Genomic DNA, 25,921 nt, shown 5'->3' with positions numbered 1-25,921 from the left:
GCCGCGCGCGCCGCCCGCGTAGGTTCGGCCCGCGCGAGTACTTTCCGGACGTTTCTGTACTCGCCCCGACCGACCGTCCTCACCCCAGCGCCCTGCGGGGCGAGCGCCGCCGGGATCTCGGCGCGAGAGTGCGGGCTACTCGCCGTCTCGCGGACCGCGCCCGCGGCGGGAGCGGACGAGCTGCCACAGCAGCACCACGAGAGTGCCGGCGATGATGATGGCGCTGGTGACCAACAGCAGCGTCTGCTCGGTCTCGGAGATCATGGGCGCTTCCCTTCCGTCGCGTCGGCGACGATCTTCGCGATGCGCGCCGCGCGGGTCTCGGGTCGGCGCGCGGTGTCGACCTGGGTGATGCCGAATTTGCGGGATGACGGCGGGAAGCCGTCCCACGCCGCGCGGGCCTCGGGCGCCGCGTCGAGCGCGGCCGCGAGATCGTCGGGCTCGCGCAGCGCCTCGGCGTTGTCGAGCACGCTCCATGAGCCGTTGGCCTTGGCGACCTCGATCGCGCGGATCCCCGCCTGTTCGAGGAGACCCTCCGCCTCGAGCCGCGCCACCCGCGCCTTGTTCGTCGCCGCCCAGCCGCTCGTCGGCCGCCGCGGCGCGAACCACAGCCCGCTCGTCTGCTCGTCGAACACCCGCACCGGGCCGTCGACCCAGCCGAAGCACAGCGCCTGGACGATCGCGTCCTCGTAGCCCACGAGCTCGAGCCCCGAGCCGGGCCGCGGCCGGACGAGCCACGCACCCTTCGAGATGCGGTGGTTCTCGGCGAGCCACGATCGCCAGGCGACGGCGTCGGCCGCCGTCACCTTCTCGCCGTCGTCGAGGGCGCCCATCCTGTCGCCGCCCGGGGTCAGACCCCCTCGGGCATCTCCGATTCCAGCGGCTCGGGCGCGAGCAGGTCGGCGACGGAGTCGACGACCTCGTCGGGCCGGAACGGGTACCGCTCGATCTCGGTCTGGTCGCTGATGCCGGTGAGCACGAGCACCGTGTGCAGGCCCGCTTCGATGCCGGCCACGACGTCGGTGTCCATCCGGTCGCCGATCATGCCGGTGGTCTCGGAGTGCGCCCCGATGCGGTTCAGCGCCGACCGGAACATCATCGGGTTCGGCTTGCCGACGACGTAGGGCTCCTTGCCCGTCGCGCGGGTGATGAGGGCGGCGAACGACCCGGTGGCGGGGACCACGCCGTGGGGAGTCGGGCCCGTGGCATCCGGATTGGTGATGATGAAGCGTGCACCGTCGTTGATGAAGCGGATGGCCTTGGTGATCGCCTCGAAGTTGTACTGCCGCGTCTCGCCGACCACGACGTAGTCGGGCTGCGTCTCGGTCATGACGTATCCCGCCTCGTGGAGCGCCGTCGTGAGGCCCGACTCGCCGATGACGAACGCGGTACCGCCGGGAAGCTGCGAGCGGAGGAAGTCGGCGGTCGCGAGAGCCGAGGTCCAGATCCGTTCCTCGGGGACGTCCAGGCCCGACCGTGCCAGGCGAGCACTGAGGTCGCGGGGGGTGAAGATGGGGTTGTTCGTCAGGACGAGGAAGGGCGTCGCCTGGTCGCGCCACTGCGCGAGCAGCTCGGCGGCACCCGGGATCGGACGGTTCTCATGGACGAGGACCCCGTCCATGTCGGTGAGCCAGCATTCGATATCGGCGCGGGTCCGCATGGTGCCAGCGTACCGGGGGAGCCGGGGATGCCACGGGGCGGACGCGGGGTCTACTGTCGGAGGGGTGACCGCGCCCGAGTGGGACCCCGAAGCGCTGCCTGATCTCACCGGGCGCACCTACCTCGTCACGGGTGCCACACGAGGCCTGGGATATTTCGCCTCGGAGCAGCTCGTGCGCGCCGGCGCGCGAGTGGTCATGACCGGCCGGAACCCGAACCGCCTCGTCACGGCGCGCGCCGCCGTCGAACGGCGGGTTCCCGAGGCGGCCACCGTCGGACCCACCGAGACCCTGCTGCTCGATACCAGCAACCTCGGCTCCGTGCGCGCAGCTGCGGCGACCGCCCGCGCCCGCTGGAACATCGATGGCCTGCTGCTGAACGCCGGCGTCGTACATCCGCCCCGCACCCGCGAGACGACCTACGGGGGCAATGAGGTGGTCTTCGCCACCAACGTGCTCGGGCACTTCGCGCTCGCGGGCGCCCTGCTCACCTCGCTCGCGGCGGTGGAGGGACGGATGGTGTGGGTCGGCAGCGTCTCGACGACGATCTCGCCCTACGACCCCGTCGACCCCCAGCTGGTGGAGGGCTACACGCCGTGGCGTGCCTACGTGCAGTCGAAGGTGGCGTGCACGGCGCTCGGTCTCGACGCCGACCGTCGCCTGCGCGCGGCCGGGGTGCCGGTGTCGAGCGTGGTCGCCCACCCCGGCTACAGCATCAGCGGGAGGACACCCGGTATCCACGGGGTGAACGAGCCGTCGCGCTGGGCGCGGTTCGCCGACAACCTGCAGGGTCCCGTGACGCAGTCGAAGGAGCAGGGCGCGTGGCCGCTCGTGCGTGCACTGGTCGACCCGGTGGTCGACGGCGGGGAGTTCTGGGGGCCGCGGTTCACCCTTCGGGGCCGACCGGCGAAGCGGCGTCCCTCGAAGATCACCCGCGACCCCGAGGTCGCCGAGCGTCTGTGGAACTTCTGCGAGGAGACCTCGGGCATTCGCTGGCCCTGATCGTGCCGCTTCGGCGATGCCACGTCGTCGAGCCACCCTGATCCCGTCGAGCCACCCGCCGTAGCGCGGTGGTTCGACGCGAATCCGGTGGCTCGGGATTGCCGAGGGGGTGAGGGGGGAGGGGTGAGGGCGGAGGGTGAGGGGGGTCAGGCGCTCAGCCACACCGCCTCCGCCGCCCCGTCGGGCAGCGTGAGCGCCTCGCCGCCGTCGACCGACACGCGGGTCGCGGGCCGCACCTCGACCACGTGCCCGACGGCGATGCCGACGACCTCGAGGGCGCGCAGCAGATCGGGGTCGCGGTCGCTCACCCGCAGCACACGACCGCGATGCCCGGCCGGAGCCGCGGAGAGGAGCAGGAACGGCTCGCGGTCGACGCGTCCGTCGGCGTCGGGGATGGCATCGCCGTGCGGGTCGAATCGGGGGTGGCCCAGACGTTCGTCGATGCGCGCGAGAAGCCGGTCGCTGACGGTGTGTTCGAGCACCTCGGCCTCGTCGTGGACCTCATCCCAGCTGTAGCCGAACTCCTGGACGAGCCACGTCTCGATGAGCCGGTGACGGCGGATGATGGCGGCGGCGCGGCGCTCGCCGGTCGCGGTGAGCGTCACCGGGCCGTAGGGGCGGTGCGTGACGAGCCCCTGCGCGGCGAGCTTCTGCACCATCTCGGTGACACTCGAGGGGGCGAGGCCCAGCACCGCTGCGAGCTGCGACGGCGTCATCCGCGCGTCCTGCCACTCGGTGTGGTGGTAGATCGTCTTCAGGTAGTCGTCGACGGCGGGGGAGGCCACCGCTCCAGGCTACCTATGCGCGCGGGCGCCACCGGCGGGTGAGCCGCCACTCGTTGCCGCCGGCCTCGCCGGAGTGCTCGAGTTCGTCGAGGGTGGCGAGGGCCAGGGCGAGTCCGCGGCCGGACTCGGCGTCTTGGCCGGGCATCGACACGTTCCTGAGGTCGATGAGCGCGGGGTCGGCGTCGTCGAAGAACACCGCCCGGAGGCCGGTGCCGTCGATCGACACGTCGAGGCTGACGGAGATCTCCTCCCGTGCGCGTGCGTGCTCGACGACGTTGGTCGCGATCTCGCTCACGGCCAGGGTGAAGAGGGTGCGGTCCTCTTCGTCGACCTCGGGATGGCTCGACCACAGCATGTCGAGCACCTGATGCACCTCGTCGATGAAGGTGTCGTCGGCGCGTCCCTCGACCCGGAAGCCGTCAACGCTCATCGAACGCCGCCTCGACGGTGTCGTACTCGCGGAGCACCCGGTCGAGGTTCGTGAGTTTCAGCACCCGCCGCACGGGCTCGGTGACCCCCGCGATCCGCAGGTCGCCGCCGGCCAGACGCGCCGACTTCAGTCCGCCGATGAGCGCACCCAGCCCCGACGAATCGACGAATTCGGTACCCGAGAGGTCGATCACGACCCGGATGCTGCCGGCGTCGACGAGTTCGCTGATGGCCGACCGGAGGCGCGGCACACCCGGAGCGGTCAGGCGCCCCTCGAGGGCGATGACGGCGTAGGCGCTGCCGGGGGTGACGGTGAGGTTCACAGGGCGATCTGCCTTTCGTCGGTGAGGGAGGCCTTCGGGCCACGATAGAGCGCGGCCTGGATGATGACGCTCAGCACGGCGAGGTCGTAGACGACCCAGACCGTGTTGACGAGGGTCCCGGTGCCGTCGGCGGTGCCGACGGCGAGCCGGGTGAGCCCGATGCCCAGCGCGAACACCAGGACGGCGATGGCGGTGAGCTGCGGCCAGATCTGCCGCCACGGCGGCCCGCCCTCGGCCCGGCCGTCCTTCTTCGTCACGGCGAAGCCGAGCGGCTGCTTCAGCACGACGTTGGCGAAGGCGGTGACGCAGGCGTCGATCCATACCGGGAAGAGCGCCAGGGCGTACTGCTGTCCTCGCCACGTCTTGATCCCCCGCGCCACGACGAGGAAGAGGATCTGGTTGATGATGAAGTACGGAAGGAAGCGGGCGAAGAAGTCCACGCTCCAGGCGGTCACGGGCATGACGCCGAAGACGAGGTAGATCACGGGTGCGGCGAGGTAGACCAGCGCGGTGAAGCCGGAGAGATAGCTCCACATGGTGGCGAAGTACATCAGTCGCTGCCCCGCCGAGAGGCCCTTCTTCATCAGCGGGTTGTCGCGCAGCATCACTTGCAGCGTTCCCTGCGCCCACCGAAGGCGCTGGGTGAGCATGGTGCGGAGGTCCTCCGGAGCCAGGCCGTGGGCGAGGATCTCGTGGTGGTAGACGCTCCGCCACCCGAGGGAGTGCAGCTGCATCGCCGTCGCCATGTCTTCGGTGACCGAGATCGTCGCCATCGGCTGTATCGGCTGCGCTTCGCCCGGGCGGTCCACCCGGAGTGCGTCCAGGAGGGCCGACACCGATTCGACCGCCCCGAGCGGGGACATCTCCCGGGTGGCGAGCGCGTCGAGGGCGGTGTCGTCGATGACGATCGCGTCGAGTTCGCTGTCGCGCTCGATCGGCAGCTGGGCGATGACGTCGAGGTCGGCCTGCAGCGCGGAGAGGTCGCGCGAGACGAGGCGACGGGATGACGCATCCACGGCGGCCTGCACGCGGTAGGTGACCTCGCCGATGGGTTCGCCGGCGGCGATCTGCCGACGAGCGCCGGCGACCTCGTCGCGGAGCGCCGTCAGCTCGGTGCGCACAGCCTCGTCGGCATGGCGGTCGCGCGCAGCCCGCGAGAGGAGCGATTCGGCCGCCTTGAGCGTGCGGGCCGTGGACTGCTCGAGGTCGCGGACGTAGCCGACGGTGCCGAGCTGCATGAGCGCGTCGCGGCGGAGCACGGCATTGGACCCGCAGAAGAACGCCGCGTTCCAGCCATCCTTGCCCTGCTGGATCGGACCGTAGAACAGTGGGGCCTGGCTTCCCAGCGGGTCGGCGTCGTCGACGTTGACGAACCACTGCGGCGTCTGCACCAGCGCCACCTCGGGGTCATCGGCGAAGTAGCCGAGCGTGCGGTGCAGGATCAGCGGGTCGGGCACCTGATCGGCGTCGAGGATGAGCAGGAACTCGCCGTCGGTGTTCATCAGGGCGTTGTTGAGGTTTCCCGCTTTGGCGTGACGGGGCTTGCCCGTCCAGTCCTCCGAGCGGGTGATGTACCCGAGCCCCGCCGTGCGGGCGGCCTCGGCCATCTCGGGCCGGGACCCGTCATCGAGCACCCAGGTGTGGTGGGGGTAGGCGATGCGCTGTGCAGCGAGCGCAGTGGCCATCACCATCCCAATCGGCTCGTTGTAGGTGGTGATGAAGACATCGGCGGTGCCCTGCGGCGGTGAGGTCGGGGCGGGCCGGTCTCGTGCGCGCCACATCGTCACGGCGAACAGGAACGTGTCGATGAGGCTGTAGGTCTCGGCGATGACGAGGGGAACGGCGATCCACCAGGCCGACCAGTTGATCGAGTCGAGCCATCGCCATGCGATGTAGTTCACTCCGAGGAGCACCGACAACAGCGCGAGGATCCGGATCCAGACGAAGCGCGCCGTCATCGCGTCACCCTGTTCATCATTCGTCCTCCGCCCCCTCACCCGTCTCGGCGGACGAGCAGCACCGTGACATCGTCGGGCGCGCGGCGTTCGTGGGCGAGTCGCACCGCTTCGGCGACGGCGCCGTCGGGTCCTTCCGTCGAGATCACCCGCAGCACGTGGCCGAACGGGTCCTCTTCGTCGAGGATGTCGAGAAGGCCGTCGCTGCAGCACAGGAACGCGTCGCCCGGTTCGAGCTGCACCGACGCCGCCGTCCGGTCGAGGTCGAAGCCCATGCCCAGCGGCAGGCCCGTCGAGCGCAGCGGCGTCCAGCTGCCGTCTCTGCGAAGGATGAACGCCAGGCTGTGTCCGGCGTCGACGAACGAGATCCTTCCCGACCCCGGGTCGAGCTCGGCGTGCACGGCGGTGACGAAGAGTCCCGCCCGTCCGAGGTCGGACTCCAGCAGGCGGTCGACCTCGGCGACCGCGGCGGCGAGGGTGCGGTCGGGTGCGGTGCGCAGCGACGCGCGCACCGATGCGGCAACGATCGCGGGGCCGGTTCCCTTTCCCATGACGTCGGCCAGCGTCATCCGCAGCCGCCCGTCGTGCAGGTACCAGTCGTAGAGATCCCCCATCAACTGTCCGGATGCCGTGGCGGCGGCCGCCAGCGTGTATCCGGCGACCTCGGGGGTCTCCCGGGGCAGAAGCGCCTGCTGCACGACGGTGGCGTGGTCGAGGTCGTCCTCGGCCATGAGCTCGGTCTGGACCCACTGCGCCATCTCGCGCAGAAGCTCCACCTCGCGGGCATCGAGCGATCGCGGCTGGGTGTCGAGGATGCACAGGGTGCCGACGAACTCGCCGCCGGGAGCCTGCAGAGGGTGCCCGGCGTAGAAACGCAGGTGCGGATCGCCCTCGACGAACGGGTTCGTCGCGAAGTACTCGTCCACGCTCGCGTCTTCGACGATCAGCGTGCCGCCCTGGCGGACCGTCATGTCGCAGAATGCGCCCTCCCGCGGCGCTTCGTCGCCGCCGAGACCGATCTGGGACTTCCGCCACTGCCGGTCGCGATCGAGGAGAGTGACGCTCACCATCGGTACGCCGAAGATCTCCTGCGCGAGACGCGTCACCCGGTCCACGCGCTCGTCGGGGCGCGTGTCGAGAAGCCCGAGGGCCTCGATGGCGCGTTGACGTCTGTCGTCGTCGAACAAGGAATCCCCCACATGGTCTCGTCGTCGGCGAATCTCCAGTATGTCGTGGATGAACCCGGTGTGGGGAGGACCGGAAAGGGGTTGCGCGGTCGGCGATAGCCTGGGCTCGTGGATGCCGCGCCGACCGAGCCCGAGCCGGAGCCGGCGGAGCCGCCGGTCCCCGCGCACGGCGTGGGGCCCTGGCCCGGTGGCCCGGATGCCTGGCCGGATGATCCGCGCTACGACCCCGAACTGCTCGCCGCCGGCGACGCCCGCAACGTCGTCGACGCCTACCGCTACTGGCGGATGGACGCCATCGTGGCCGACCTGGACCAGCGCCGCCACGGCTTCCACGTCGCCATCGAGAACTGGCAGCACGACATGAACATCGGCTCGATCGTGCGGAGTGCGAATGCCTTCCTCGCCGCCGAGGTGCACATCGTCGGGCGCCGGCGGTGGAACCGTCGCGGCGCGATGGTCACGGATCGGTACCAGCACGTGCGGCATCACGAGGATGTCGCGGCGTTCGCCGCCTGGGCGGAGAGCGAGGGGCTGCCCGTCATCGCGATTGACAACGTCGAAGGGTCGGTGGCGCTCGACCGCGCCGACCTTCCCGAGCGATGCGTGCTGCTGTTCGGCCAGGAGGGTCCGGGGCTGTCGCCCGAGGCGCTCGTCGCCGCATCGGCCGTGGTCGAGATCACCCAGTACGGTTCGACCCGCTCGATCAACGCCTCCGCCGCGGGGGCGGTCGTCATGTACGAGTGGTGTCGACGCTGGGCGTGACGGGGAGTCACCTCCCGGTCACCGGGAGCGCAGGAAGTGTGACGCGGAAGGTCGATCCTTCTCCGAGAACGGAGCGCACGGAGACCTCGCCGCCGTGCGCTCGGACGATCTCCCGCACGATGGCGAGCCCGAGCCCGGTTCCCTGAACCGAGCGATCCTGCGCGTTGGCCGCTCGGAAGAAGCGGTCGAACAGGTGCGGGACGTCGTCGGTCGGTATTCCGATTCCCGTGTCGGAGACGTCGATCCTGACGGCGGGCTCCCCATGCGGCCCCGCCGCCGGTGCGCTGTGGACGCGCACCGAGCCGTACGGCGGCGTGAACTTCACCGCGTTCTCGACCAGGTTGGTGACAGCGCGCTCGAGTTGGCCCTCATCTCCGGCGACATCGGCCGCATGGTCGACGAGGAAGTGGAGTGCGACGTTCCGGGTGACCGCGAGCGGCCGCATCGACTCCTCGACGCGGCGCAGCACCTGAGCCATGGCGACCCGCGCCGTGGCGGGCGCCTCGCCTGCCTCCAGACGGGTCAGTTGGAGCATCGTGCCGGCGAGACTCTGCAGCCGGTGGGCGTTGCGCTCGATGACCCTGAGCATGTCCTTCGTGTCGGGAGAGACGCCCTGGTCATCGAGTACCAGGTCGAGGTACCCCAGGATCGAGGTCAGCGGTGTCCTCATCTCGTGGCTCATCGTGTCGATCAAGGAGCTCTTGGAGGCGTCGAGCTTCTGCAGCTGCCGCACCAGGTCCTCTTGGCCCTCGAGAAGGCGCGCGAGGGTCGCTTGGCGTCTCAGAACCGACACCGCGGCGAGCACCACGGTGGCGGCCGCCAGCGCCAGCGCGACTGTCGACACCGACGTCTGCGTGGCGAGGAGCAGCACGCCCAGCCCGGCGAGAACCGCGAACGCCGGGACCGGCAGGCGCGGCGCGTGGGACCGGGCGCGGGGCATGGCCGGGTCGGAGCGCGTGAATCCATCGACCCACACGGCCGCGCACGCGAGTCCCGCGGTCCAGAGCACGTCCAGCGGCGAGCCGGCGGCGTAGATGCCGGCATGACTGAGCAGGGCGTATGCGACATCCGCCCCGGCGAAGAGGAGGAAACCCAGGACGAGGAGCTGCCAGCGTGGCCCCAGTCGCAGCGCAGGCGACGCGGAGACGCCCACCGCGGCGGTGATGAGGAGCAGATCGAACAGCGGGTACAGCGCGGCGATCGCCGCGTCGAGCGTCGTCGTGGCGCTCGACGCGTCGGTGAAGATCGGGGCGAGGAGAACGGCGAGGACGGCCGCTGCCCCGAGGGATGCCACGCCGGCGTCGAAGAGCGCGGCTCTCAGCGAACGCGCCGACTGGCGTCGAACAAGAAGGACGAGCGCTGCCATCGTCAATGGGTAATAGAGCAGGTACCCGAGGTCGGCGAGCGACGGCGAAGGGAGCACTCCATCGGCACCCATCGCCAGCGCATAGACCGTGTCGCCGGCCGCGTTGAAGGTGACGCCCGCCGCCGCGAGGATCACTTCCCACCGGCGGAAGCGCGTGCGGACCGCGACGAGCCAGAACACGGCGACGGGCACCCACTGGGCGGTGATCGACATCCACACGTCGATCAGAAGGCTGGCCGGGTCGCCGGGCAGCAGAAGAGCGCCGAGATAGATCACGTTGACGGCGACCATGAGGACGATCAGGGCCCGGATGCTCCGATCCAACCTCTCGCCCGGCACTCGTGGGAGCTCGCCGGGCCGAGGCGCGTCGGAGCCGCGCGGGTCCCCGCCCCGACCCGCCTGCCTGGCATCGGCCACGTTCCCCCCGCACCACATCCCCGACGTCGGGGCTTGTCGTATGTCAGGTCATCGTAGAGTCATGCGCCCGCGGTCAGCCACGCGCGACCGCGCACCCGGCGCCCCAGCGTGACCAGACGCGCGAGCATGTAGACGCCGAAGAACGCCACCGCCAACCACGCCAGGCCCGCTGCGCCGGTCGGAGCGAACGCGGCCACGAGCACCAGTGCGGGAACGAAGGGCACGAGGTTGAGCACCCCGACGATCGCGAGGTACTTCCCGTCGCCGGCGCCGATCAGCACCCCGTCGAGCACGAACACCACGCCGCAGACCGGCTGGGCGACCGCGAGGACGAGCAGGGCCGGCTGCACGAGGGCCGCGAGCGCCGGGTCGCCGGTGAACACCAGGCCGATGACCCCGGATGTCGCGGCGATCACCGCGCCGACGATGACTCCGAACCAGGCCCCCCACGCCACGGTACGGCCGAGCACGCGGCGCACGAACGGCTCGTCGCCGGCCCCGAGGCCTTCGCCGATGAGCGCCTGCGCGGCGATCGCCAGGGCGTCCAGCGCGAAGGCGGCGGTGGAGAAGATCGTGAACGCGACCTGCCAGCCGGCGAGCTCGTCCGTGCCGAGCCCGGTCGCCACCGCGACGGTGGCGAGGAGCGCCGCGCGCAGCGACACGGTGCGCAGGAACATCCACCCGCCCTGCAGCGCCGAGCCGCGCACGCCGTCGCGCTGGGGTCGGACGGATGCCGCGTGCCGGCGCGCCAGCCGTCCGATGACCACCGCGTACGCGGCGACCATGCCCCACTGGGCGACGACCGTGCCGGCGGCCGAACCGGCGATCCCCCAGCCGAACACGTAGATGAACACCCAGTTCAGCAGTGCGTTCGCGCCGAATCCGAGACCCGAGATCCACAGCGGCGTGACGGTGTCCTGCATGCCGCGGAGGAGCCCCGTGGCGGCGAAGACGATGAGCATCGCCGGGAGGCCCCACATCGAGATGCCGAGGTACACCTGGGCGTCGGCGGCGACATCGGCTCCGGCGCCGAACAGGCCGACGAGCAGGGGGGTCGCGAGGTAGCCCGTGAGGGCGAGGATCGCACCGATGCCCAGCGCCAGCCACATGCCGTCGATCCCGACCGACACCGCACGCGAAGGGTCCCCGGCGCCGAAGCGCCGGGCGACGGCCGGAGTGGTGGAGTAGGCGAGGAAGACCATCAGCCCGACGATCGTCTGCAGCACCGCCGCGCCGATGCCGAGCGCCGCCAGCGGCACGACTCCCAGGTGCCCGACGAAGGCGGAGTCGAGGATGAGGAAGAGGGGCTCGGCGATGAGGGCGCCGAGCGCGGGGACGGCGAGCCTCAGGATGTCGCGGTTCAGCGTCATCCGCCCGGTCTTCTCCCCGCTCTCGCTCACCCTCCGAGGGTAGGACCCGTGGGCGACACCGGTCGCGATCTGCTCCCGCGGGTGGCCGCAGTCGGACGAATCGCCGACCCGTCAGAAAACACGGCTCCGCCGCATCCCGAGCCGCGTTTTTCGACGGATCGCGTGGAGGAAGCGCGCGGAGAGGGGGGTGCGGCGTGGGTGAGCCGTCGGCGACACGGGCACGGACGCCCCGCACAGAAACCGCCGCCTATCCTGGAACCCATGACCGATGCACTCCGCTCCGGCCTTGCGCTCGACGAGCTCAGCGACGAGATCCGCCCGCAGGACGACCTTTTCCGCCACGTCAACGGATCGTGGCTCGACCGCACCGAGATCCCTGACGACAAGGCGCGGTGGGGGTCGTTCCACCTCATCGCCGAGCAGGCCGAGAAGGACGTCCGCGCGATCATCGAAGAGTCGCAGGATGCCGAGCCCGGCACCGAGACCCGCAAGATCGGCGACCTCTACGCCAGCTTCATGGACACCGGCCGCATCGCCGAACTCGGCGCCGCGCCGCTGGCGGGGCAGCTCGCGCGCGTCGACGAGGTCGCGAGCATCCCCGATTTCCTGCGACTCGTCGGCGCGCTCGAGCGCGAGGGCGCCGGGTCGCTGATGGTCCTCTACGTCGAGCCCGACCCGGGCAATCCGCAGCGCTACGTGCCGTTCTTCGTGCAGGGCGGGCTGAGCCTCCCCGACGAGAGTTACTACCGCCTCGAGAACTTCGCCGACACCCGGACGGCGTTCCGGGCCCACCTGGAGAAGATGCTCGAGCTCTCGGGAGTCGCCGACCCCGCGGCATCCGCTGATCGCATCTTCTTGCTCGAGACCGAGCTCGCCACCCACCACTGGGACAACGTCAAGAGCCGCGACGCGGTCGCCACCTACAACCTGCGCACCTGGGACCAGGTCAAGAGCCTCGCCGGGGCCGACCTCCAGCCGTGGCTCGAGGGTCTCGCGCCCGGGTTCGAGGGCGCGTTCGGCGAGGTCGTGGTCTACCAGCCGAGCTTCATCGAGGGGCTCGGCGGGCTGCTGCGCGACGACCGGCTCGAGGATTGGAAGGCGTGGCTGCGCTTCCAGGTCATCCACGCGCTGGCTCCGTTCCTGTCGGATGACTTCGTCGAGGCGAACTTCGCCTTCTACGGCACCCAGCTCACCGGCGTCCCCGTCAATCGCGAACGCTGGAAGAGGGGCGTGAGCCTCACCGAGGCGGCGATGGGCGAGGCGATCGGCAAGGTCTACGTCGAGCGGCACTTCCCGCCGGCGGCGAAGGAGGCGATGGACGAGCTCGTCGCGAACCTCATCGAGGCCTACCGGCAGAGCATCTCCGATCTGGAGTGGATGACGCCCGAGACCCGCGAGCGGGCGCTGGCGAAGCTCGCGGCGTTCACGCCCAAGATCGGCTATCCCGTGACCTGGAAGGACTACTCCGCGCTCGAGATCGACGCCGCCGACCTCGTCGGCAACGTCCGGCGGTCGCACATCTGGGAGCACGACCGTCAGCTGGGCAAGGTCGGCGGGCCCATCGACCGCGACGAGTGGTACATGACGCCGCAGACGGTGAACGCCTACTACAACCCGCTGATGAACGAGATCGTGTTCCCGGCGGCGATCCTGCAGTACCCGTTCTTCGACAAGACGCGCGATGCCGCGGCCAACTACGGCGGCATCGGCGCGGTCATCGGTCACGAGATCGGTCACGGCTTCGACGACCAGGGGAGCCGCTTCGACGGCGACGGGTCGCTGCGCGACTGGTGGACGGATGCCGACCGCGCGGCCTTCGAGGAGCGCACCGCGGTGCTCATCGAGCAGTACAACGCGCTGGTGCCGCAGGGCCTGTCGGATGAGAACACGGTCAACGGCGCGCTGACGATCGGCGAGAACATCGGCGACCTCGGGGGCCTCGGCATCGCGATCAAGGCGTACCGCCTCTCGCTCGGCGCCGACGTCGACAGCGCCCCGGTCGAAGGCCCTGAGATCGACGGGTTCACCGGCATCCAGCGTCTGCTGCTGTCGTGGGCGCAGATCTGGCAGCAGAAGGGCCGCGACGCCGAGACCATCCGCCTGCTGACGATCGACCCGCACTCGCCGAACGAGTTCCGCTGCAACCAGATCGTCCGGAACATCGATGCGTTCTACGACGCCTTCGACGTCACCGAATCCGACGCGCTGTGGCTCGAGAAGGACAAGCGCGTCACCATCTGGTAATCCCGCCGGTCTGGTGGTGGACGCGGTCTTCGCGTAGACAGGCACACGAACCGTCTGGCAGGAGGGACAGCCGCCGTGGCGAACGCTTCCGAACCGCCGGCGCGGGGCTCAGAACCGCGGCCGACGGGACCTTCCGATCCCGGCTTCCGGCGCGATTCCGATGCGCGCGGATCCCGCCGGGGTCGCGCGCGCGCCTCGCGCCGTGGGGCCGGCGGCAAGCGCACCTTCACCTCGACGCTGCGCGCGCTCGACGACGTCGCCGCTTCGGGGGCGCAGGTCTCGGTGCGGATCACCGACCTCGATCGCGGCACCTCGGTGCTCGCCGGTGACGATCACGTCACCCAGCCGGTCGCCGGGCTTGGGGTCGTGCCGCTGCTGATCGAGGTCGCCGCGCAATTCGAGGGCGGGACCCTCGATCCGCTCGAGCTGTTCGACCGGACCGCGCTCGCCGGTGTCGAAGGCGCGGGGCTCTGGCAGCATCTGAAGGTGCCGACGCTGCCGCTCGTCGACATGGCGGTGCTCGCCGCCGCGGCGGGCGATGGCCTGGCGGCGAACGGGCTGCTCGAACGGGTGGGGCTGCCCGCCGTGCGCGCGCGGATCGACGCGCTGGGCCTTTCGCGGACGGCGCTCCTCGACCGGTTCCGCGATCATCGCGGGCCCGACGACGCGCCGCACTTCGCTCTGAGCTCGGCGCGGGATCTCGCCGAGGTCTTCGCCGCACTGGTCAACAGCCAGGCGGTGTCGCCGGCGGTGAGCGCCCAGGTCGCCGAGTGGTTGACGCTCAATCACGACCTCTCCCTCGTCGCCTCGGCGACGGGGCTCGACCCCTTCGCGCACGAGAGCGACGACCACGGGCTGCTGTTTCTGAACAAGACCGGCCGCGACCGCGGCATCCGTGTCGAGGCCGGTGTGATCGCCGGGCCTCGCGCCGGTGTCTCCTACGCCCTGATCGTCTGCTTCGACGACCTGTCGGTGATGCATCGGGTGCGGGCGCACGAGGCGTTCCGCACGCTCGGGGTCGAACTCATGGAGTACGTGTACTGAGCGCGGGTGGGGCTCACCCCTCGGGCGGGGCCGCAGCGGCGAGGAGCGGCTCGACCTCGTCCGCGAGGACGGTTACCGGCCGGCGGCCGTCGAGCTCGAGCGTCGCCGAGCGGCGGAGGAGCGGCTCGACCTCGAGGGTGTAGCGGCGAATATCCTCCTGCTGGGCCGGCGTCCTGCCGTACGGGTTGTCGGTGCGGAGCTGCACGCGGTCGAGCAGGACCTCGATCGGCGCGCTCAGCAGGATGACGTGGGCGAACCTGTCACGGAACACGCCCTGGTTCTCGGCGGCGCCCGAGACGACGATGTCGTCGTGCGTGGCGAGGAGCTGCGTCATCCGGTCCTCATCCCAGGGCCCGCCGTCGCCGTCGGTCCAGCCGTCATAATCCGTGTCGACGGTGAGGTGGCCGCGGCGCGCGAGTTCGGCGAGGAGGGTCGACTTGCCGGCGCCGGACATGCCGGTGATGAGGATGCGGGGCATGGATCATTCTTATTCCCGACTCCCCCCGTCCCTCCACAGAGCCCGGCATGTGGTCATGAAGACGTTGTGGGTAGACCGTGGAGGTCGGTTCTACCGGCGCAGGCGCTGAAACGCCGCCATCGGCGGCACCACCGCTCGGAGAAGGGCCGATCCGAGCGCCGAGTCGGTCGACAGCACCTGGCGCACGGTCTTCATCGCGAGGGTGATCGCCTCCGCGCCGCGCAGGGCCATCTCACGCTCATAGTCGCCGATCGCCTCGGGGAGTGGGCGCCCTCCGAGAATCTCATGAACTGCCCTCATGAGATGTTCGGCATCGCGGATCGCGATGCCCGCGCCCATCCCCGCGGTGGGCGGTGTCGAGTGCACAGCGTCGCCCAGCGCGGTGACCCGACCAGGCGCCCACGGCGCGAGGAGCGATGGGTCGCTGGCCGCGGCGTTGAAGCGGTAGACGGCGACGCTCTCGGGCATCGTCCGTTCGAGGAGTTCCAGCGTTCGGCGATCCCAGCCGCGCTTGTGCAGAAGGCTGATCGAGGCGTCACGGATCCGGGCTCCGTCGAGGTTGCGCCAGCCCGCCGTGGTTGCGGTCTCGGGGAACATCGCACCCCAGATGAACGACGGCTCGCGGGTGACGGCTCGGCTCTCCGCGGGGTCGTCGAGGGCGGCGTGTCCCGCCGGGTCGAGGTATCCGGCGTAGAGCGCGGTGCCCCTCGGGCCGATCGCAAAGCTCGAGCGGGTGCCGAGTCGTCCGCGCTCGGACGCGCTGAGATCGTCGATGCGGGTGCGGCCCGACGTTCCGACGAGTCCGGTCGGGTGGGAGGGGGACTCGCCGGCAAGCCTTCGTGTGACGAGCGAGTGCGCGCCGTCCGCTCCCACGAGGATGTCTCCGGTCGCGGTGGATCCGTCATCGAAGGACGCGGTGACAGCGGCATCCTCCGTCTCGATCCCGAGACAGGTCCTGCCTGTACGCAGATCATCTCCGACCACCTCCGCCAGGATCAGCCGAAGGGTGATCCTGTCGATATCGATCGCGTCGGGGTGGACCACCCCGCGGAGTACCGCGAGCTGTCGGCCGCGCCAGTCCCACATCACATCGGCGTCGCGGCGCCCGGCGAGGGCCGCCGACGCACGGATGCGTCGCATCGCGACGTCCGGAAGAAGGTCGGTGAGCGCGCGCTGGGCACGAGGGTCGAGAGTGATGTGATATCCGCCCGTCGCCGCGAGGTCGGTGTCTCGTTCGTAGACCGTCACGTCGATGTCCCGCGATCGCAGTCCGGCTGCGAGGGCAAGGCCGCCGAGGCCGCCGCCGATGATGAGAACCCGCATGATGGCTTTCCTCCCTTGTGGGCGGAAAGTCCGCCTGGCATGACGATGTCCGACAAAGAGGACGCATAGTGGCCGCTCTGCGGGTGAGGATGTCGTCATGGCCTCCACCTCCTCTCGGGCTCTCACGCTTCTCTCCCTGTTGAGTGCGGGAGGCGTGATCGGCGCTGCCGACCTCGCCGACCGGCTTGAGGTCTCTGAGCGCACGGTGCGGCGCGACGTCGACACGCTCCGCGAGCTCGGGTACCGCATCGAACCCGTCAAAGGGAGCGGGGGCGGCTACCGGCTCGGAGCAGACACCCGCCTCCCTCCACTCCTCTTCGACGAAGAGCAGGTCGTGGCGATCGCCGTCGCCCTGCAGACGGCGCCCGCCGTGCTCGCAGGCATCGGCGAGTCGGCGGCCAGGGCCCTGCAGACTGTCCGTCGAGTCATGCCCGAGCGACTGAGGGGCGAATCGGACGCGTTCACGGTGACCACGCTTGCGAATTACTGGGAGTTCCCCGCGCCGCCGATCTCGGCCGACCTCGTCCGCGACGTCGGAGCGGCCGTGCGACGACGGCATGTCCTGCGCGCGGAGTATCGTGACGACGACGGATCGCCCGTGCGTGTGCGAGTCGAGCCCCATCGCCTCGTCGTGTGGGCGGCCAGGTGGTATCTGGTCGCCTTCGATCTCGAGTCGGCTCGCTGGCGCGTTCTGCGGCTCGACCGGCTGACGGCGAAATCGCCGACCTGGGTTCCGTTCGACGAGCGACCGCTCCCCACGTCCGACGTCGGCGAGTTCGTCCAGCGTGCATTCGATCGCGGCGACATGTTGGCTCCGTGGCCCTGCCAGGGATCGGTCGTCCTCGATGTCCCGCCCGCGACGGCGGCCATGTTCGCTCCCGGTGGCGCGGTGGTGGAGTTCGTCTCTGATCGGTCCTGCCTGCTGCGGATGGGCGCGTGGTCATGGACCGGTCTCGCCGGGCTTTACCTTACCTTCGCGGCCGACATGCGACAGGTCGAGCCGGCGGAGCTCCGCCAAGCGTTCGCCGGTATCGTCCGGCGACTCGACGAGCCGTCCCCACCGCCGGGGTGACCAGCGCGCTCAGTTGTTGTCACTCGACGACTTCTCGGGGAGGTAGGGCTCGATCGCCGCGGCGAGCTTGGCAGGCGTCATCGACTGCAGCCAGACGTGGCCGGGCCCGTGAAGCTGCGCGAGGAAGAGCGAGTCGCCGAAGAACTTGTTCTTGATGCCCTTGATGCTGGCGAACTCGAGCGGCATCTCGGCACGGTAGAGCGCCAGGTGCCCCGGGTGGATGAGCAGGGACTGCCCCGCCTGAAGGTCGTACTCGACGATCTCGCCGGCGAGCTGCACCCACGCGGTGCCGTTCCCGGCGAGCTTCTGGAACACCACCCCCGCTCCGCCGAAGATGCCGGCGCCGAGCTTCTTCTGCAGGCCGACCGACACCTCGACATCCGGGGTGCTGGCCATGTACGCGCCCGACTGGACCATGAACTGGTCCTGCGGATCGATCGCAAGCTCGCGGATCGTGCCCGGCAGCTGCGCGGCGAAGGCGACGAAGCTGCCGGGTGCCTGCGCGGTGTACTGGGTGAGGAAGAGCTGTCCGCCGCCGACCATGCGCTTGAGTCCGCTCATGAAGCCGCCCCTGCCGCCGGAGCCGAACGCGGTCGAGGTCTGGATGTCGAAGCCCGGCGTCAGCCACGAGACGTCGCCGCCTTCAGCGATGATGCGCTCTCCTGCGTCGAGAGTGAGCTCGAGAACGGGCATGGTGGTCCCCGCGATGATCGCCTTCATGGGCACACCCTAGCGAGGCGCCCGGTCGGGCGGTACCCGCCGCGGGGAGCGTGCGACCTGCCAGGATGTCGGAATGGCCCTCGCCCCGTCATCCGCCGGTGAGTCGCCGCCCCCGGGGGCGGGCGCGACCGGTGCGGGTCGTCCCCTGCGGAAGGTCTCGCCGGCACGCCAGGTGCTGACCCTGTTCGGCGACTACTGGTGGCGAAACGCAGACCCGTTGCCCTCGGCGGCGCTCGTCGGGGCGATGGGCGACCTCGGGATGAAAGAGCCCGCGGCCCGGGCGACGCTGGCGCGGCTCGTGCGATTGGATCTGCTCGAGCAGCGACGAGAGGGCCGGCGCACGACCCATGGGCTCACGTCGCGAGGGCGCGCCATCATCGAGGACGAGGCGGCCTGGCTCGAGAGCTTCGGAGTGGCGCCCGTGGTGTGGGACGGCGCGTGGAGCGTGGTGACGTTCTCGATCCCCGAGTCTCAGCGCGCGCTGCGGCACACCGCTCGCTCGCGGCTGAAATTCCTCGGGTTCGGTCCGCTCTACGACGGTGTCTGGATCTCCCCCTCGGACGTCGCTGCGCTCGCCCGTGAGGAGCTCGTCGCCCTCGGGGTTCCGGACGTGACGACGATGCGTGCGCAGTTGGATGTCGCGGGGCCGGGTGGCCCGCAACGGGCGTGGGACCTCGCCGGTGTGCTCGATCGCTACCATGCCTTCCGTCATGAGTTGGAGGGGTCGACCGTGGCGCTCGCAGGTGCGGCCGCGCTCGCCGAGCGGACAGGGCTGATGATCCAGTGGCAGGCGTTCCGAGGCGTGGATGCGGGGCTTCCCGCAGCGCTGCTCCCCTTGGATTGGCCGCGCGAGGAGGTCAGGGCCCGGTTCGGTCGTCGCTTCGACGAACTCGGCCCTGTGGCGGAAGAGCGGATGAGGTGGCATGTGTCCCGAGTGGATGAGGCGCTCGCGAGCGGAGTGCTGCAGCGACGGCTTTCGCGATAATCGTAACTCTGTTCTATTTTCCGGCGCAAGAGCGGGAGTCGATGTCGTACCCCTCTGCGATGATGTGGGTAGGTCATCGGGACGGGGTTTTCAGTGAACGCGGACGAGAAGCGGCGGCGGGCGGAGGACAAGCGTGCCGGGGTGTTCGCGGACGAGCTGGCAAAGCTCCGTCGGCGTCGGGCGGTGCTGGAGGCGAAGGAGACTCGGCTGCTCGCGGATGCGTATGCGTTGACGCTGGAGCAGCGGTCTCGAATCGGGTCGGTGTCGTCGAGGGAGCGGGACATCCCGCTGCGATCCATGGCGTTGGAACTCGGGATGGCGGTGCGGGTGAATGACCGGTCGATGCAGTCCCAGATGCATGACGCCCACGAACTGGTCGAGTTGTTCCCGGCGACGATGGCGGCGCTGGTGGAGGGGCGGGTGACCAGGGCGCATGCGCAGGTGATCCAGGACGCCGGCCGGGTGATCGAGGACCCGGTGGATCGGGCGGACTTCGAGCGAATCGTGCTGGTGGAGGCGGAACGGCAGACGGTGCCGCGGACGAAGAAGCACGCCAATCAACGCGCCGCAGTCCTCGACCCCCGGCCGTTGCAGGAACGACACGACACCGCGATCCGGGAACGACGGGTGTGGGTCACCGACCTGGACGACACCCTGTCGACGTTGACGATCCTCGGCGGGAACGTCTACATCCACGGCGCGTACCATCGGCTCACCGGTCAGGGCACCACGATCAAGGATGTCGACCGCGCCAAACGACGCGAGCACGCCGCCGCGCAGGCTAACGCCGACGCGAACGGCGGGAGCGGCGGCCCAGGATCCGGGTCGGGATCGGGGTTCGGGCTCGGTGAGACCGGGACGCACGACGACGGGAACGGCAACGGGAGCGGGAGCGGGAGCCGAGAGACTGCGGAGCCGTGGTTCGATGACCGGTCGCTGGATGAGATCCGCGCTGACCTGGCCCTGGACATGCTCCTCACCGGGTGCCCCACGATCGACCCCACCGATGGGGCGAAGGGCGGACTCGGCGCCATCACCGCCGAAGTGCAGATCACCATCCCGATCACCACCCTCACCGGAGTCACCAACTCCGGCGCCGAATTGAACGGGATCACCCCGGTCGACCCTGAGACCGCCAGGCGGATGGCGGGGACGGCGAGGGTCTGGGATCGGGTGATGACCGACCCCATCACCGGCGTCGTGACCGCGGTCGACCGTTACGTGCCCCATCCGTCGCAGACGAGGTTCCTCAACGCCCGGGACGTCACCTGCCGAACACCCGGATGCCGCAGACCCGCCAAAATCTGCGACAAAGACCACTCCCGGGACTTCGCGTTAGGCGGTCCAACGTCCAACGACAACCTCTGCAACGAATGCGCCCGACACCACACGCTGAAACACGCGACGAACTGGCATGTCGAGCAACTCCCCGGCGGGGTGCTGACGTTCACCAGTCCCGGCGGGAAGACATACGAGAGTCATCCACCCTCACGGGTCGCATTCGTCCCCGCCGACGACGGCGGCTACGGCGTCGCACCGTTCTGATCCGATTGCGCGTACGCTCGCGCAGGGGGGACGACGATGAAGCGAACCATGGGGGTCGTGTGCCTGTCGGCGACGATCGTGGCGACGGTGGTCGCGCTGACAGCCGGGGTGAGTCCTGCGTCGATCGCTGCGGCGGCCGAGGACGACCTTGCGATCTCGGTGCCGGATGGGCTCGTGGTCGAAGATCTCGCGAAGCCCGGCGTCGCCGACGACATCCTCATCGAGGGGTGTGCGGGCGGCACCAGTCTCGTCGATCTCTTCTACGCTCCGCTCGATCGCCGAGACGATCCCGGTCCATCGCTGCAGGATGTCTTCTTGATCCCCGACGAGGACGGTGTGACGCGACTGCCCGTGCAGACCGTGTCGACCTGGTTCTCCTCAGCGTCGCGTCCGCCCGGCGGAAAGGTCGAGATCACGGTCGAATGCGACACCGCCGGTGTCCGCACGTACGCCCTCGCCGCCATCACATCGATGGGGCTCCGCCTGGTCGTTCCCGCGGGCGTGACGGTGGCCACGCTCCGCGCCGCTGACGGGCCGAGCGCGGTGACGATCGAGGGATGCAGCGGCGGAGCCGTCTCCGCACAGTTCAGCTACGCCTATCCGCTCGGCCCAGGAGTGCCGGAGGTGTCGATGCCGATCGTCCTCGTGCCGCCCGTCGAGACGGTGGACAGCTCCGTCTCGATCCCCCTCGTGGCCGTTTCGGAGTGGCTGGGTCTGAATGTTCCCGAAGCGCGGGAGGGGGAGCGGATCATCGTTGCCGCGCAGTGCGTGGGACGAGACCGGGCCGAAGGGGTCATCCCGTCGGGTCTCGCGGTCGTGCCCGAGATCCCCGACACCGAACCGCTGCCTGACGCCGAACCGCTTCCCGAGGTAGCCCCCGTTGCCGGGAGTGGGACCGGCTCGCCTCAGCAGGGGCGCCCGCTCCCCGCCACGGGCTGAGGCGAGACTTTCGCCAAGACCGTTCTCGCCCGCGGTGCGTGCCGCGCCCGGGTGTCATTCGGCGTGCTCCGAGGACCAGTGACTACAAACTTTCATTGACGCTCGTCACTGTGACTTCTACTATGACTCGCGTGCGACGATGACGCCGCATGTCAACGACGATGACGTCGAAAGGTTCGGGACCTATGACCTCTGCTCGAGCGCGCCTGTGGGCGTGTACGACTGCGACGGTGGCGCTCCTCGCCTCCGTCCTCACCCCGGTGGCGGCATTCGCCGCACCACCAGACGCCGCCATCGAGGTGCTCTCCGGGCGCGCCGACAGCGTCTCGGGCGGCGACGCCCTCATCGGCATCTCCGGTGTCACCGACGAGGTGCGTGTCACCGCCGCTGGTGCGGATGTCACCGCGGCGTTCGCGCCGCTCGACGGCAGACTCGTCGGCGAAGTCACGGACCTCCCGATCGGCGTCAGCGAGATCACGGTGACCTCGGGCTCGGGCGGCGAGCTCGCGAGCCTCGAGATCGAGAACCACCCGATCACCGGGCCGGTTTTCTCGGGCCCGCAGCATCCGATGTACTGCACCGCATCAGGCGCTCCCTGGAATCTCGGTCCCGTCGACGAGGACTGCCACGTCGAGGCAGCGGTCGTGTCCTACCGCTACCGCACCACCGGCGGACAGTTCGCGAACTACCCGACCGACGGCTCGACCCCGGCGGATGTCGCCACCACGACGACAATCGAGGGTGACACGGTTCCCTACGTGGTCCGCATCGAGCGAGGCACCATCAACCGCGCGGTGTACGAGACCGCGATGCTGCACCAGCCGACCGACCCCGAACCCACCCCGTTCGCGAGCCCCGCGGGATGGAACGGGCGCCTGGCCTACACCTTCGGCGGGGCCTGCGGCGTCGGGTACTGGCAGGGGTCGTCCACCGGCGGTGTCGAGAACGACCTCCTCCTCAGCCGCGGCTACGCGGTGGCCTCGGCGACCTTCAACGTCTACGCCCAGAACTGCAACGACGTCACCAGCGCCGAGACGGCCATGATGGTCAAGGAGCACGTCGTCGAGCAGCTCGGCCCTGTGACGTACACGATCGGCTCGGGTGGATCCGCGGGCACCATGCAGCAGCTGCTGCTGTCGAACAACTACCCCGGCATCCTCGACGGGGTGCTCGGTGAGATCGGCTACCCCGACGAGCGCTCGACCACCATCGGCGGTCACGACTGCCGCGGTCTGCTCGGCTACTGGAACTCGCCGGCCGGCGCCGGCTGGACCGACGCGCAGAAGCTCGCCGTCACCGGCCATGCGACCACGGGCACGTGCTTCGGCTTCACCTTCTTCGACGGTGTCGACGACCCCAACCGCGGGTGCAACGCGGCGATCCCGGTCGAAGACCGCTGGTCGCCGACCAACCCCGACGGCCTCCGGTGCACGATCGCCGACATGGTGAAGAACGTCTACGGCACCGACGAACAGGGCCGCGGCCTGCGCGTGGAGCCCGACAACGTCGGCGTCCAGTACGGGTTGAACGCCCTCGCGGACGGGGTGATCACGCCCCAGCAGTTCCTGTCTCTCAACGAGAACATCGGCGGCATCGACGTCGACGGCGCCCGCACGGCCGAGCGCTCAGAGGCGAGTGTCGAAGCAATCGAGCGGGCCTTCGCCACGGGCCGGGTCAACATGATGACCGGGGGACTCGAGACCATCCCGGTCATCGAGATCCGCAACTACACCGACCCCACCGGCGACTTCCACGAGCGCTACCGGTCCGCCATCATCCGTGAGCGGATGCTGCAGGCCTGGGGTGATGCCGACACCCACGTCAACTGGACCGGCCCCAACAACGGCCCGGCGACGGCGGCGATGCGGGCCGAGGCCCTGACGCAGCTCGAGGCCTGGCTCGACGCGATCGTCGAAGCCGGCGGGCCGGGTGATCGGGCTCGCACGGTCGCGGCGCGTCCGGCGGATCTGACCGACGGGTGCTTCGACGCCCAGGGCGGGTTCATCACCGAAGTGCTCGATTACGACGACCCCACCACGGCGTGCAACACGCTCTACCCGTATCACTCGCAGCCGCGGGCGGAGGCGGGGCTGCCGCTGTCGGCCGAGGTGCTGAAGTGCGAGCTGACCGAGCCGTCGCGGAGCGACTACCCCGAGATGACCGATGACGAATGGAACCGCCTGACGGCGCTGTTCGACACCGGAGTCTGCGACTACACGCAGCCGAGCCAGGGGTACACCGAGCTCGAGGGTACGTGGCTCGACTTCGGCGACACCGAGGTGGCAGCGCTCGACGGTGTGGGGATCACGGGCAATGCGCGTCTCGGTGCCGAGCTCACCGCGACCGGCTCGTCGTCGACTGCCGAGGCGACGCTGTCGTACCAGTGGTTCGCCGATGGGCAGCCGATCGAGGGTGCGACCGGAGCGACCTACGTCGTCGAACCAGGCGTTGCCGGTGCCGTGATCACGGTACGGGTCACAGCATCCGCTCCCGGTTTCGTCGACCGCAGCATCGTGTCGGACCCCACGCTGCGCGCGCTGCAGGCCACGACGCCGACGATCGAGGGCACGCCGGCGGTCGGTGAGCGGCTCACCGCCGTGCCGGGCGCCTGGACCGAGGGGGCGAGGCTCACCTACCAGTGGTACGTCGGCGACCGCGCCATCCGCGGTCAGAACAGCGCCACGCTGAAGGTGAGCGCGGCCTACCTGCGCCAGCCGATCAGCGTCGAGGTGACAGGCGCCCTCGACGGCTACGACACCGTGACGCTGCGCTCGGAGCCGACGCTGAAGACGGCGCTCGCGACGGAGGGCTTCGTCATCGGCCTGCCGTGGGTCGGAGCCAGGGTCACCGGGGTGGCCGGCGTCTGGACGCCCGGCACGTCGATCAGCTACCAGTGGCTCCGCGACGGCGAGCCGATCGCCGGCGCGACCGGCCGCCAGTACACCTTGACGAGGGATGATCGCGGCGCGAGCATCTCCGTCGCCGTCACCGGCACGCTGGACGGGTACCCGACGGTCACCCTCGAATCGAGGAACGCCGTCCGGCTGCGCTGACCGGAGAGCCCACCCCTCGACACACGTGACCCCGTGTGTCGAGGGGTGCGCGCCGCGCCGGCGCCGTGATTACGCTCGACCCATGTCCACGCCACCGTTCCGCGCCGACATCGTCGGCAGCTTCCTCCGTCCGCCCGCGCTCGCCGAGGCGCGCGCGCGTCACGCCGCGGGCGAGCTCGATGCCGAGGGGCTGCGCGTCGCCGAAGACACCGCGATCGCCGAACTCGTCGTGCAACAGGCCGATGCCGGACTGCAGCTCGCCACGGACGGCGAATTCCGACGCTCCTGGTGGCACTTCGACTTCTTCGGGCTCCTCGACGGCGTCGAGATCGTCGAACTCGATCACGGCATCCAGTTCCAGGGGGTGCAGACGCGGCCGCGGGGCATCGAGATCACCGGACCGATCGGGTTCAGCCCGCGGCATCCATTTCTCGAGCACTATCGGTCACTGGCGTCGCTCCTCGAGCGGACGACCGGGGCTGTGCCCAAGTTCTCGATCCCCGCGCCCACCGTGCTCGACTTCCGCCTCGAGCCGGGGCACATCGACGCGGGTACCTACGGGGGACGCGAAGACATCGTCGACGACCTCGTCACGGCCTACCGCGACGCGGTGCAGGCCTTCTACGACGTCGGCGCGCGGTACCTGCAGTTCGACGACACCGCCTGGGCCTACCTCTGTTCCGAGGAGGAGCTCGCCAAGGCGGCGGGCCGTGGCATCCGCACCGACGGCATCGCGGAGCGCTACGCCGAGCTTCTCAATCGCATCCTCGACGGCAAGCCCCACGACCTCACCATCACCACGCACGTGTGTCGCGGAAACTTCCGTTCGACCTGGATCTCGTCGGGCGGCTACGAGCCGGTCGCCGAGCAGCTGCTGGGGGTCGTCGACTACGACGGCTACTTCCTCGAGTACGACAGCGAGCGCGCAGGCGGATTCGAGCCGCTGCGGTTCCTCCGCGAGGGAGACAAGACGGTGGTGCTCGGGCTCGTGACGACCAAGAGCGGTGATCTCGAGGACCCGGATGCCGTTCGTCGCCGCATCGACGAAGCCGCGGCGTTCGCACCGCTCGCGCAGCTGGCGCTCAGCCCGCAGTGCGGATTCGCCTCGACCGAGGAGGGGAACCTCCTCACCGAACACGAGCAGTGGGCGAAGATCCGCGAGGTCGTCGCCGTCGCCGACGCCGTCTGGGGCTGACGCGCGGTCTTCGGTGTCGAGTCTCCCTGTTGCGCTCGTCGCCGTCTACGGCGCATGCCGGTGGGGGCA

The 25,921-nt window shown here is 70.0% G+C and carries 23 protein-coding genes; 10 read left to right on the top strand and 13 right to left on the bottom strand.

Going from position 1 to position 25,921, the window contains the following annotated elements:
- Positions 1 to 135 precede the first annotated feature (135 nt).
- The 3 genes from T9R20_RS16165 to T9R20_RS16155 are packed head-to-tail and all read right to left on the bottom strand — an operon-like array spanning position 136 to position 1,660.
- Positions 136 to 264, bottom strand: coding sequence for a hypothetical protein (locus T9R20_RS16165; RefSeq protein WP_322410362.1), 129 nt, complete (start codon positions 262 to 264; stop codon positions 136 to 138).
- Complete coding sequence (locus tag T9R20_RS16160) at positions 261 to 833, bottom strand: YdeI/OmpD-associated family protein (protein WP_322410361.1); 573 nt, start codon at positions 831 to 833, stop codon at positions 261 to 263. The genes T9R20_RS16165 and T9R20_RS16160 overlap by 4 nt, the downstream gene beginning before the upstream one ends.
- Positions 834 to 850: 17 nt before the next feature.
- A complete protein-coding gene (locus T9R20_RS16155; protein WP_322410360.1) occupies positions 851 to 1,660 on the bottom strand; it encodes an HAD-IIA family hydrolase in 810 nt (269 codons plus the stop codon).
- A 64-nt stretch (positions 1,661 to 1,724) separates the two neighbouring features.
- On the opposite strand from T9R20_RS16155, the gene T9R20_RS16150 reads away from it, so the two are divergent.
- Positions 1,725 to 2,660 carry an SDR family NAD(P)-dependent oxidoreductase gene (locus tag T9R20_RS16150; protein WP_322410359.1) on the top strand — a complete coding sequence of 312 codons (936 nt, stop codon included), beginning with the start codon at positions 1,725 to 1,727 and terminating at the stop codon, positions 2,658 to 2,660.
- Between the two features lie 146 nt (positions 2,661 to 2,806).
- On the opposite strand, the gene T9R20_RS16145 is transcribed toward T9R20_RS16150, so the two are convergent.
- Genes T9R20_RS16145 through T9R20_RS16125 form a run of 5 tightly spaced genes read right to left on the bottom strand, consistent with a single transcriptional unit; the run spans position 2,807 to position 7,351 of the window.
- Positions 2,807 to 3,445 (bottom strand): metal-dependent transcriptional regulator, encoded by a 639-nt coding sequence (locus tag T9R20_RS16145; RefSeq protein WP_322410358.1) that lies wholly within the window; start codon positions 3,443 to 3,445, stop codon positions 2,807 to 2,809.
- Positions 3,446 to 3,458: 13 nt separating this feature from the next.
- Positions 3,459 to 3,875 carry an ATP-binding protein gene (locus T9R20_RS16140; RefSeq protein ID WP_322410357.1) on the bottom strand — a complete coding sequence of 139 codons (417 nt, stop codon included), beginning with the start codon at positions 3,873 to 3,875 and terminating at the stop codon, positions 3,459 to 3,461.
- Positions 3,865 to 4,197 (bottom strand): STAS domain-containing protein, encoded by a 333-nt coding sequence (locus T9R20_RS16135; RefSeq protein WP_322410356.1) that lies wholly within the window; start codon positions 4,195 to 4,197, stop codon positions 3,865 to 3,867. The genes T9R20_RS16140 and T9R20_RS16135 overlap by 11 nt, the downstream gene beginning before the upstream one ends.
- A complete protein-coding gene (locus tag T9R20_RS16130) occupies positions 4,194 to 6,155 on the bottom strand; it encodes a glycosyltransferase family 2 protein (RefSeq protein WP_322410355.1) in 1,962 nt (653 codons plus the stop codon). Before T9R20_RS16130 ends, T9R20_RS16135 begins: the two co-directional genes overlap by 4 nt.
- A 35-nt stretch (positions 6,156 to 6,190) precedes the next feature.
- The gene (locus T9R20_RS16125; RefSeq protein WP_322410354.1) at positions 6,191 to 7,351 is read right to left on the bottom strand and encodes a GAF domain-containing SpoIIE family protein phosphatase; all 1,161 of its coding nucleotides are present in this window, start codon (positions 7,349 to 7,351) and stop codon (positions 6,191 to 6,193) included.
- A gap of 96 nt (positions 7,352 to 7,447) precedes the next feature.
- On the opposite strand from T9R20_RS16125, the gene T9R20_RS16120 reads away from it, so the two are divergent.
- The gene (locus T9R20_RS16120; protein WP_322410353.1) at positions 7,448 to 8,101 is read left to right on the top strand and encodes an RNA methyltransferase; all 654 of its coding nucleotides are present in this window, start codon (positions 7,448 to 7,450) and stop codon (positions 8,099 to 8,101) included.
- Between the two features lie 7 nt (positions 8,102 to 8,108).
- Here T9R20_RS16120 and T9R20_RS16115 read toward each other — a convergent pair whose 3' ends face one another.
- Together T9R20_RS16115 and T9R20_RS16110 are read right to left on the bottom strand one after the other, a co-directional pair.
- Complete coding sequence (locus T9R20_RS16115) at positions 8,109 to 9,806, bottom strand: sensor histidine kinase (RefSeq protein ID WP_322410352.1); 1,698 nt, start codon at positions 9,804 to 9,806, stop codon at positions 8,109 to 8,111.
- 137 nt (positions 9,807 to 9,943) lie between these two features.
- Positions 9,944 to 11,254, bottom strand: a complete 1,311-nt coding sequence (locus T9R20_RS16110; RefSeq protein ID WP_322412205.1) for an MATE family efflux transporter — start codon at positions 11,252 to 11,254, stop codon at positions 9,944 to 9,946.
- Positions 11,255 to 11,515: 261 nt separating this feature from the next.
- On the opposite strand from T9R20_RS16110, the gene T9R20_RS16105 reads away from it, so the two are divergent.
- Together T9R20_RS16105 and T9R20_RS16100 are read left to right on the top strand one after the other, a co-directional pair.
- Positions 11,516 to 13,498, top strand: coding sequence for a M13 family metallopeptidase (locus T9R20_RS16105; RefSeq protein ID WP_322410351.1), 1,983 nt, complete (start codon positions 11,516 to 11,518; stop codon positions 13,496 to 13,498).
- 75 nt (positions 13,499 to 13,573) lie between these two features.
- Entirely contained in the window at positions 13,574 to 14,542 is a 969-nt protein-coding gene (locus T9R20_RS16100; RefSeq protein WP_322410350.1) for a serine hydrolase, read from the top strand.
- Between the two features lie 13 nt (positions 14,543 to 14,555).
- On the opposite strand, the gene T9R20_RS16095 is transcribed toward T9R20_RS16100, so the two are convergent.
- Positions 14,556 to 15,020 (bottom strand): AAA family ATPase, encoded by a 465-nt coding sequence (locus T9R20_RS16095; RefSeq protein ID WP_322410349.1) that lies wholly within the window; start codon positions 15,018 to 15,020, stop codon positions 14,556 to 14,558.
- A 90-nt stretch (positions 15,021 to 15,110) separates the two neighbouring features.
- Positions 15,111 to 16,343, bottom strand: a complete 1,233-nt coding sequence (locus T9R20_RS16090; protein WP_322410348.1) for an FAD-dependent oxidoreductase — start codon at positions 16,341 to 16,343, stop codon at positions 15,111 to 15,113.
- A 97-nt stretch (positions 16,344 to 16,440) separates the two neighbouring features.
- Between T9R20_RS16090 and T9R20_RS16085 the strand changes: the two genes are divergently transcribed.
- The gene (locus T9R20_RS16085; protein WP_322410347.1) at positions 16,441 to 17,415 is read left to right on the top strand and encodes a helix-turn-helix transcriptional regulator; all 975 of its coding nucleotides are present in this window, start codon (positions 16,441 to 16,443) and stop codon (positions 17,413 to 17,415) included.
- 9 nt (positions 17,416 to 17,424) lie between these two features.
- Here the strand turns inward: T9R20_RS16085 and T9R20_RS16080 are convergent, their stop codons facing one another.
- Entirely contained in the window at positions 17,425 to 18,135 is a 711-nt protein-coding gene (locus T9R20_RS16080; protein ID WP_322410346.1) for an AIM24 family protein, read from the bottom strand.
- A 73-nt stretch (positions 18,136 to 18,208) separates the two neighbouring features.
- Between T9R20_RS16080 and T9R20_RS16075 the strand changes: the two genes are divergently transcribed.
- The 5 genes from T9R20_RS16075 to T9R20_RS16055 all read left to right on the top strand — a co-directional run bounded on the left by T9R20_RS16075 (position 18,209) and on the right by T9R20_RS16055 (position 25,852).
- A complete protein-coding gene (locus T9R20_RS16075; RefSeq protein ID WP_322410345.1) occupies positions 18,209 to 19,120 on the top strand; it encodes a PaaX family transcriptional regulator C-terminal domain-containing protein in 912 nt (303 codons plus the stop codon).
- Positions 19,121 to 19,213: 93 nt separating this feature from the next.
- Entirely contained in the window at positions 19,214 to 20,665 is a 1,452-nt protein-coding gene (locus tag T9R20_RS16070) for an HNH endonuclease signature motif containing protein (RefSeq protein WP_322410344.1), read from the top strand.
- A 36-nt stretch (positions 20,666 to 20,701) separates the two neighbouring features.
- Positions 20,702 to 21,604, top strand: coding sequence for a hypothetical protein (locus T9R20_RS16065; RefSeq protein ID WP_322410343.1), 903 nt, complete (start codon positions 20,702 to 20,704; stop codon positions 21,602 to 21,604).
- Between the two features lie 185 nt (positions 21,605 to 21,789).
- On the top strand, positions 21,790 to 24,657 hold the full coding sequence (locus T9R20_RS16060) for a DUF6351 family protein (protein ID WP_322410342.1): 2,868 nt from the start codon (positions 21,790 to 21,792) through the stop codon (positions 24,655 to 24,657).
- 82 nt (positions 24,658 to 24,739) lie between these two features.
- Positions 24,740 to 25,852, top strand: a complete 1,113-nt coding sequence (locus T9R20_RS16055; protein WP_322410341.1) for a 5-methyltetrahydropteroyltriglutamate--homocysteine S-methyltransferase — start codon at positions 24,740 to 24,742, stop codon at positions 25,850 to 25,852.
- Positions 25,853 to 25,921 lie beyond the last annotated feature (69 nt).

Source organism: Microbacterium invictum, assembly GCF_034421375.1.
Classification (GTDB): Bacteria; Actinomycetota; Actinomycetes; order Actinomycetales; family Microbacteriaceae; genus Microbacterium; species Microbacterium invictum_A.
This window is presented reverse-complemented; position numbering and strand designations above follow the sequence as displayed.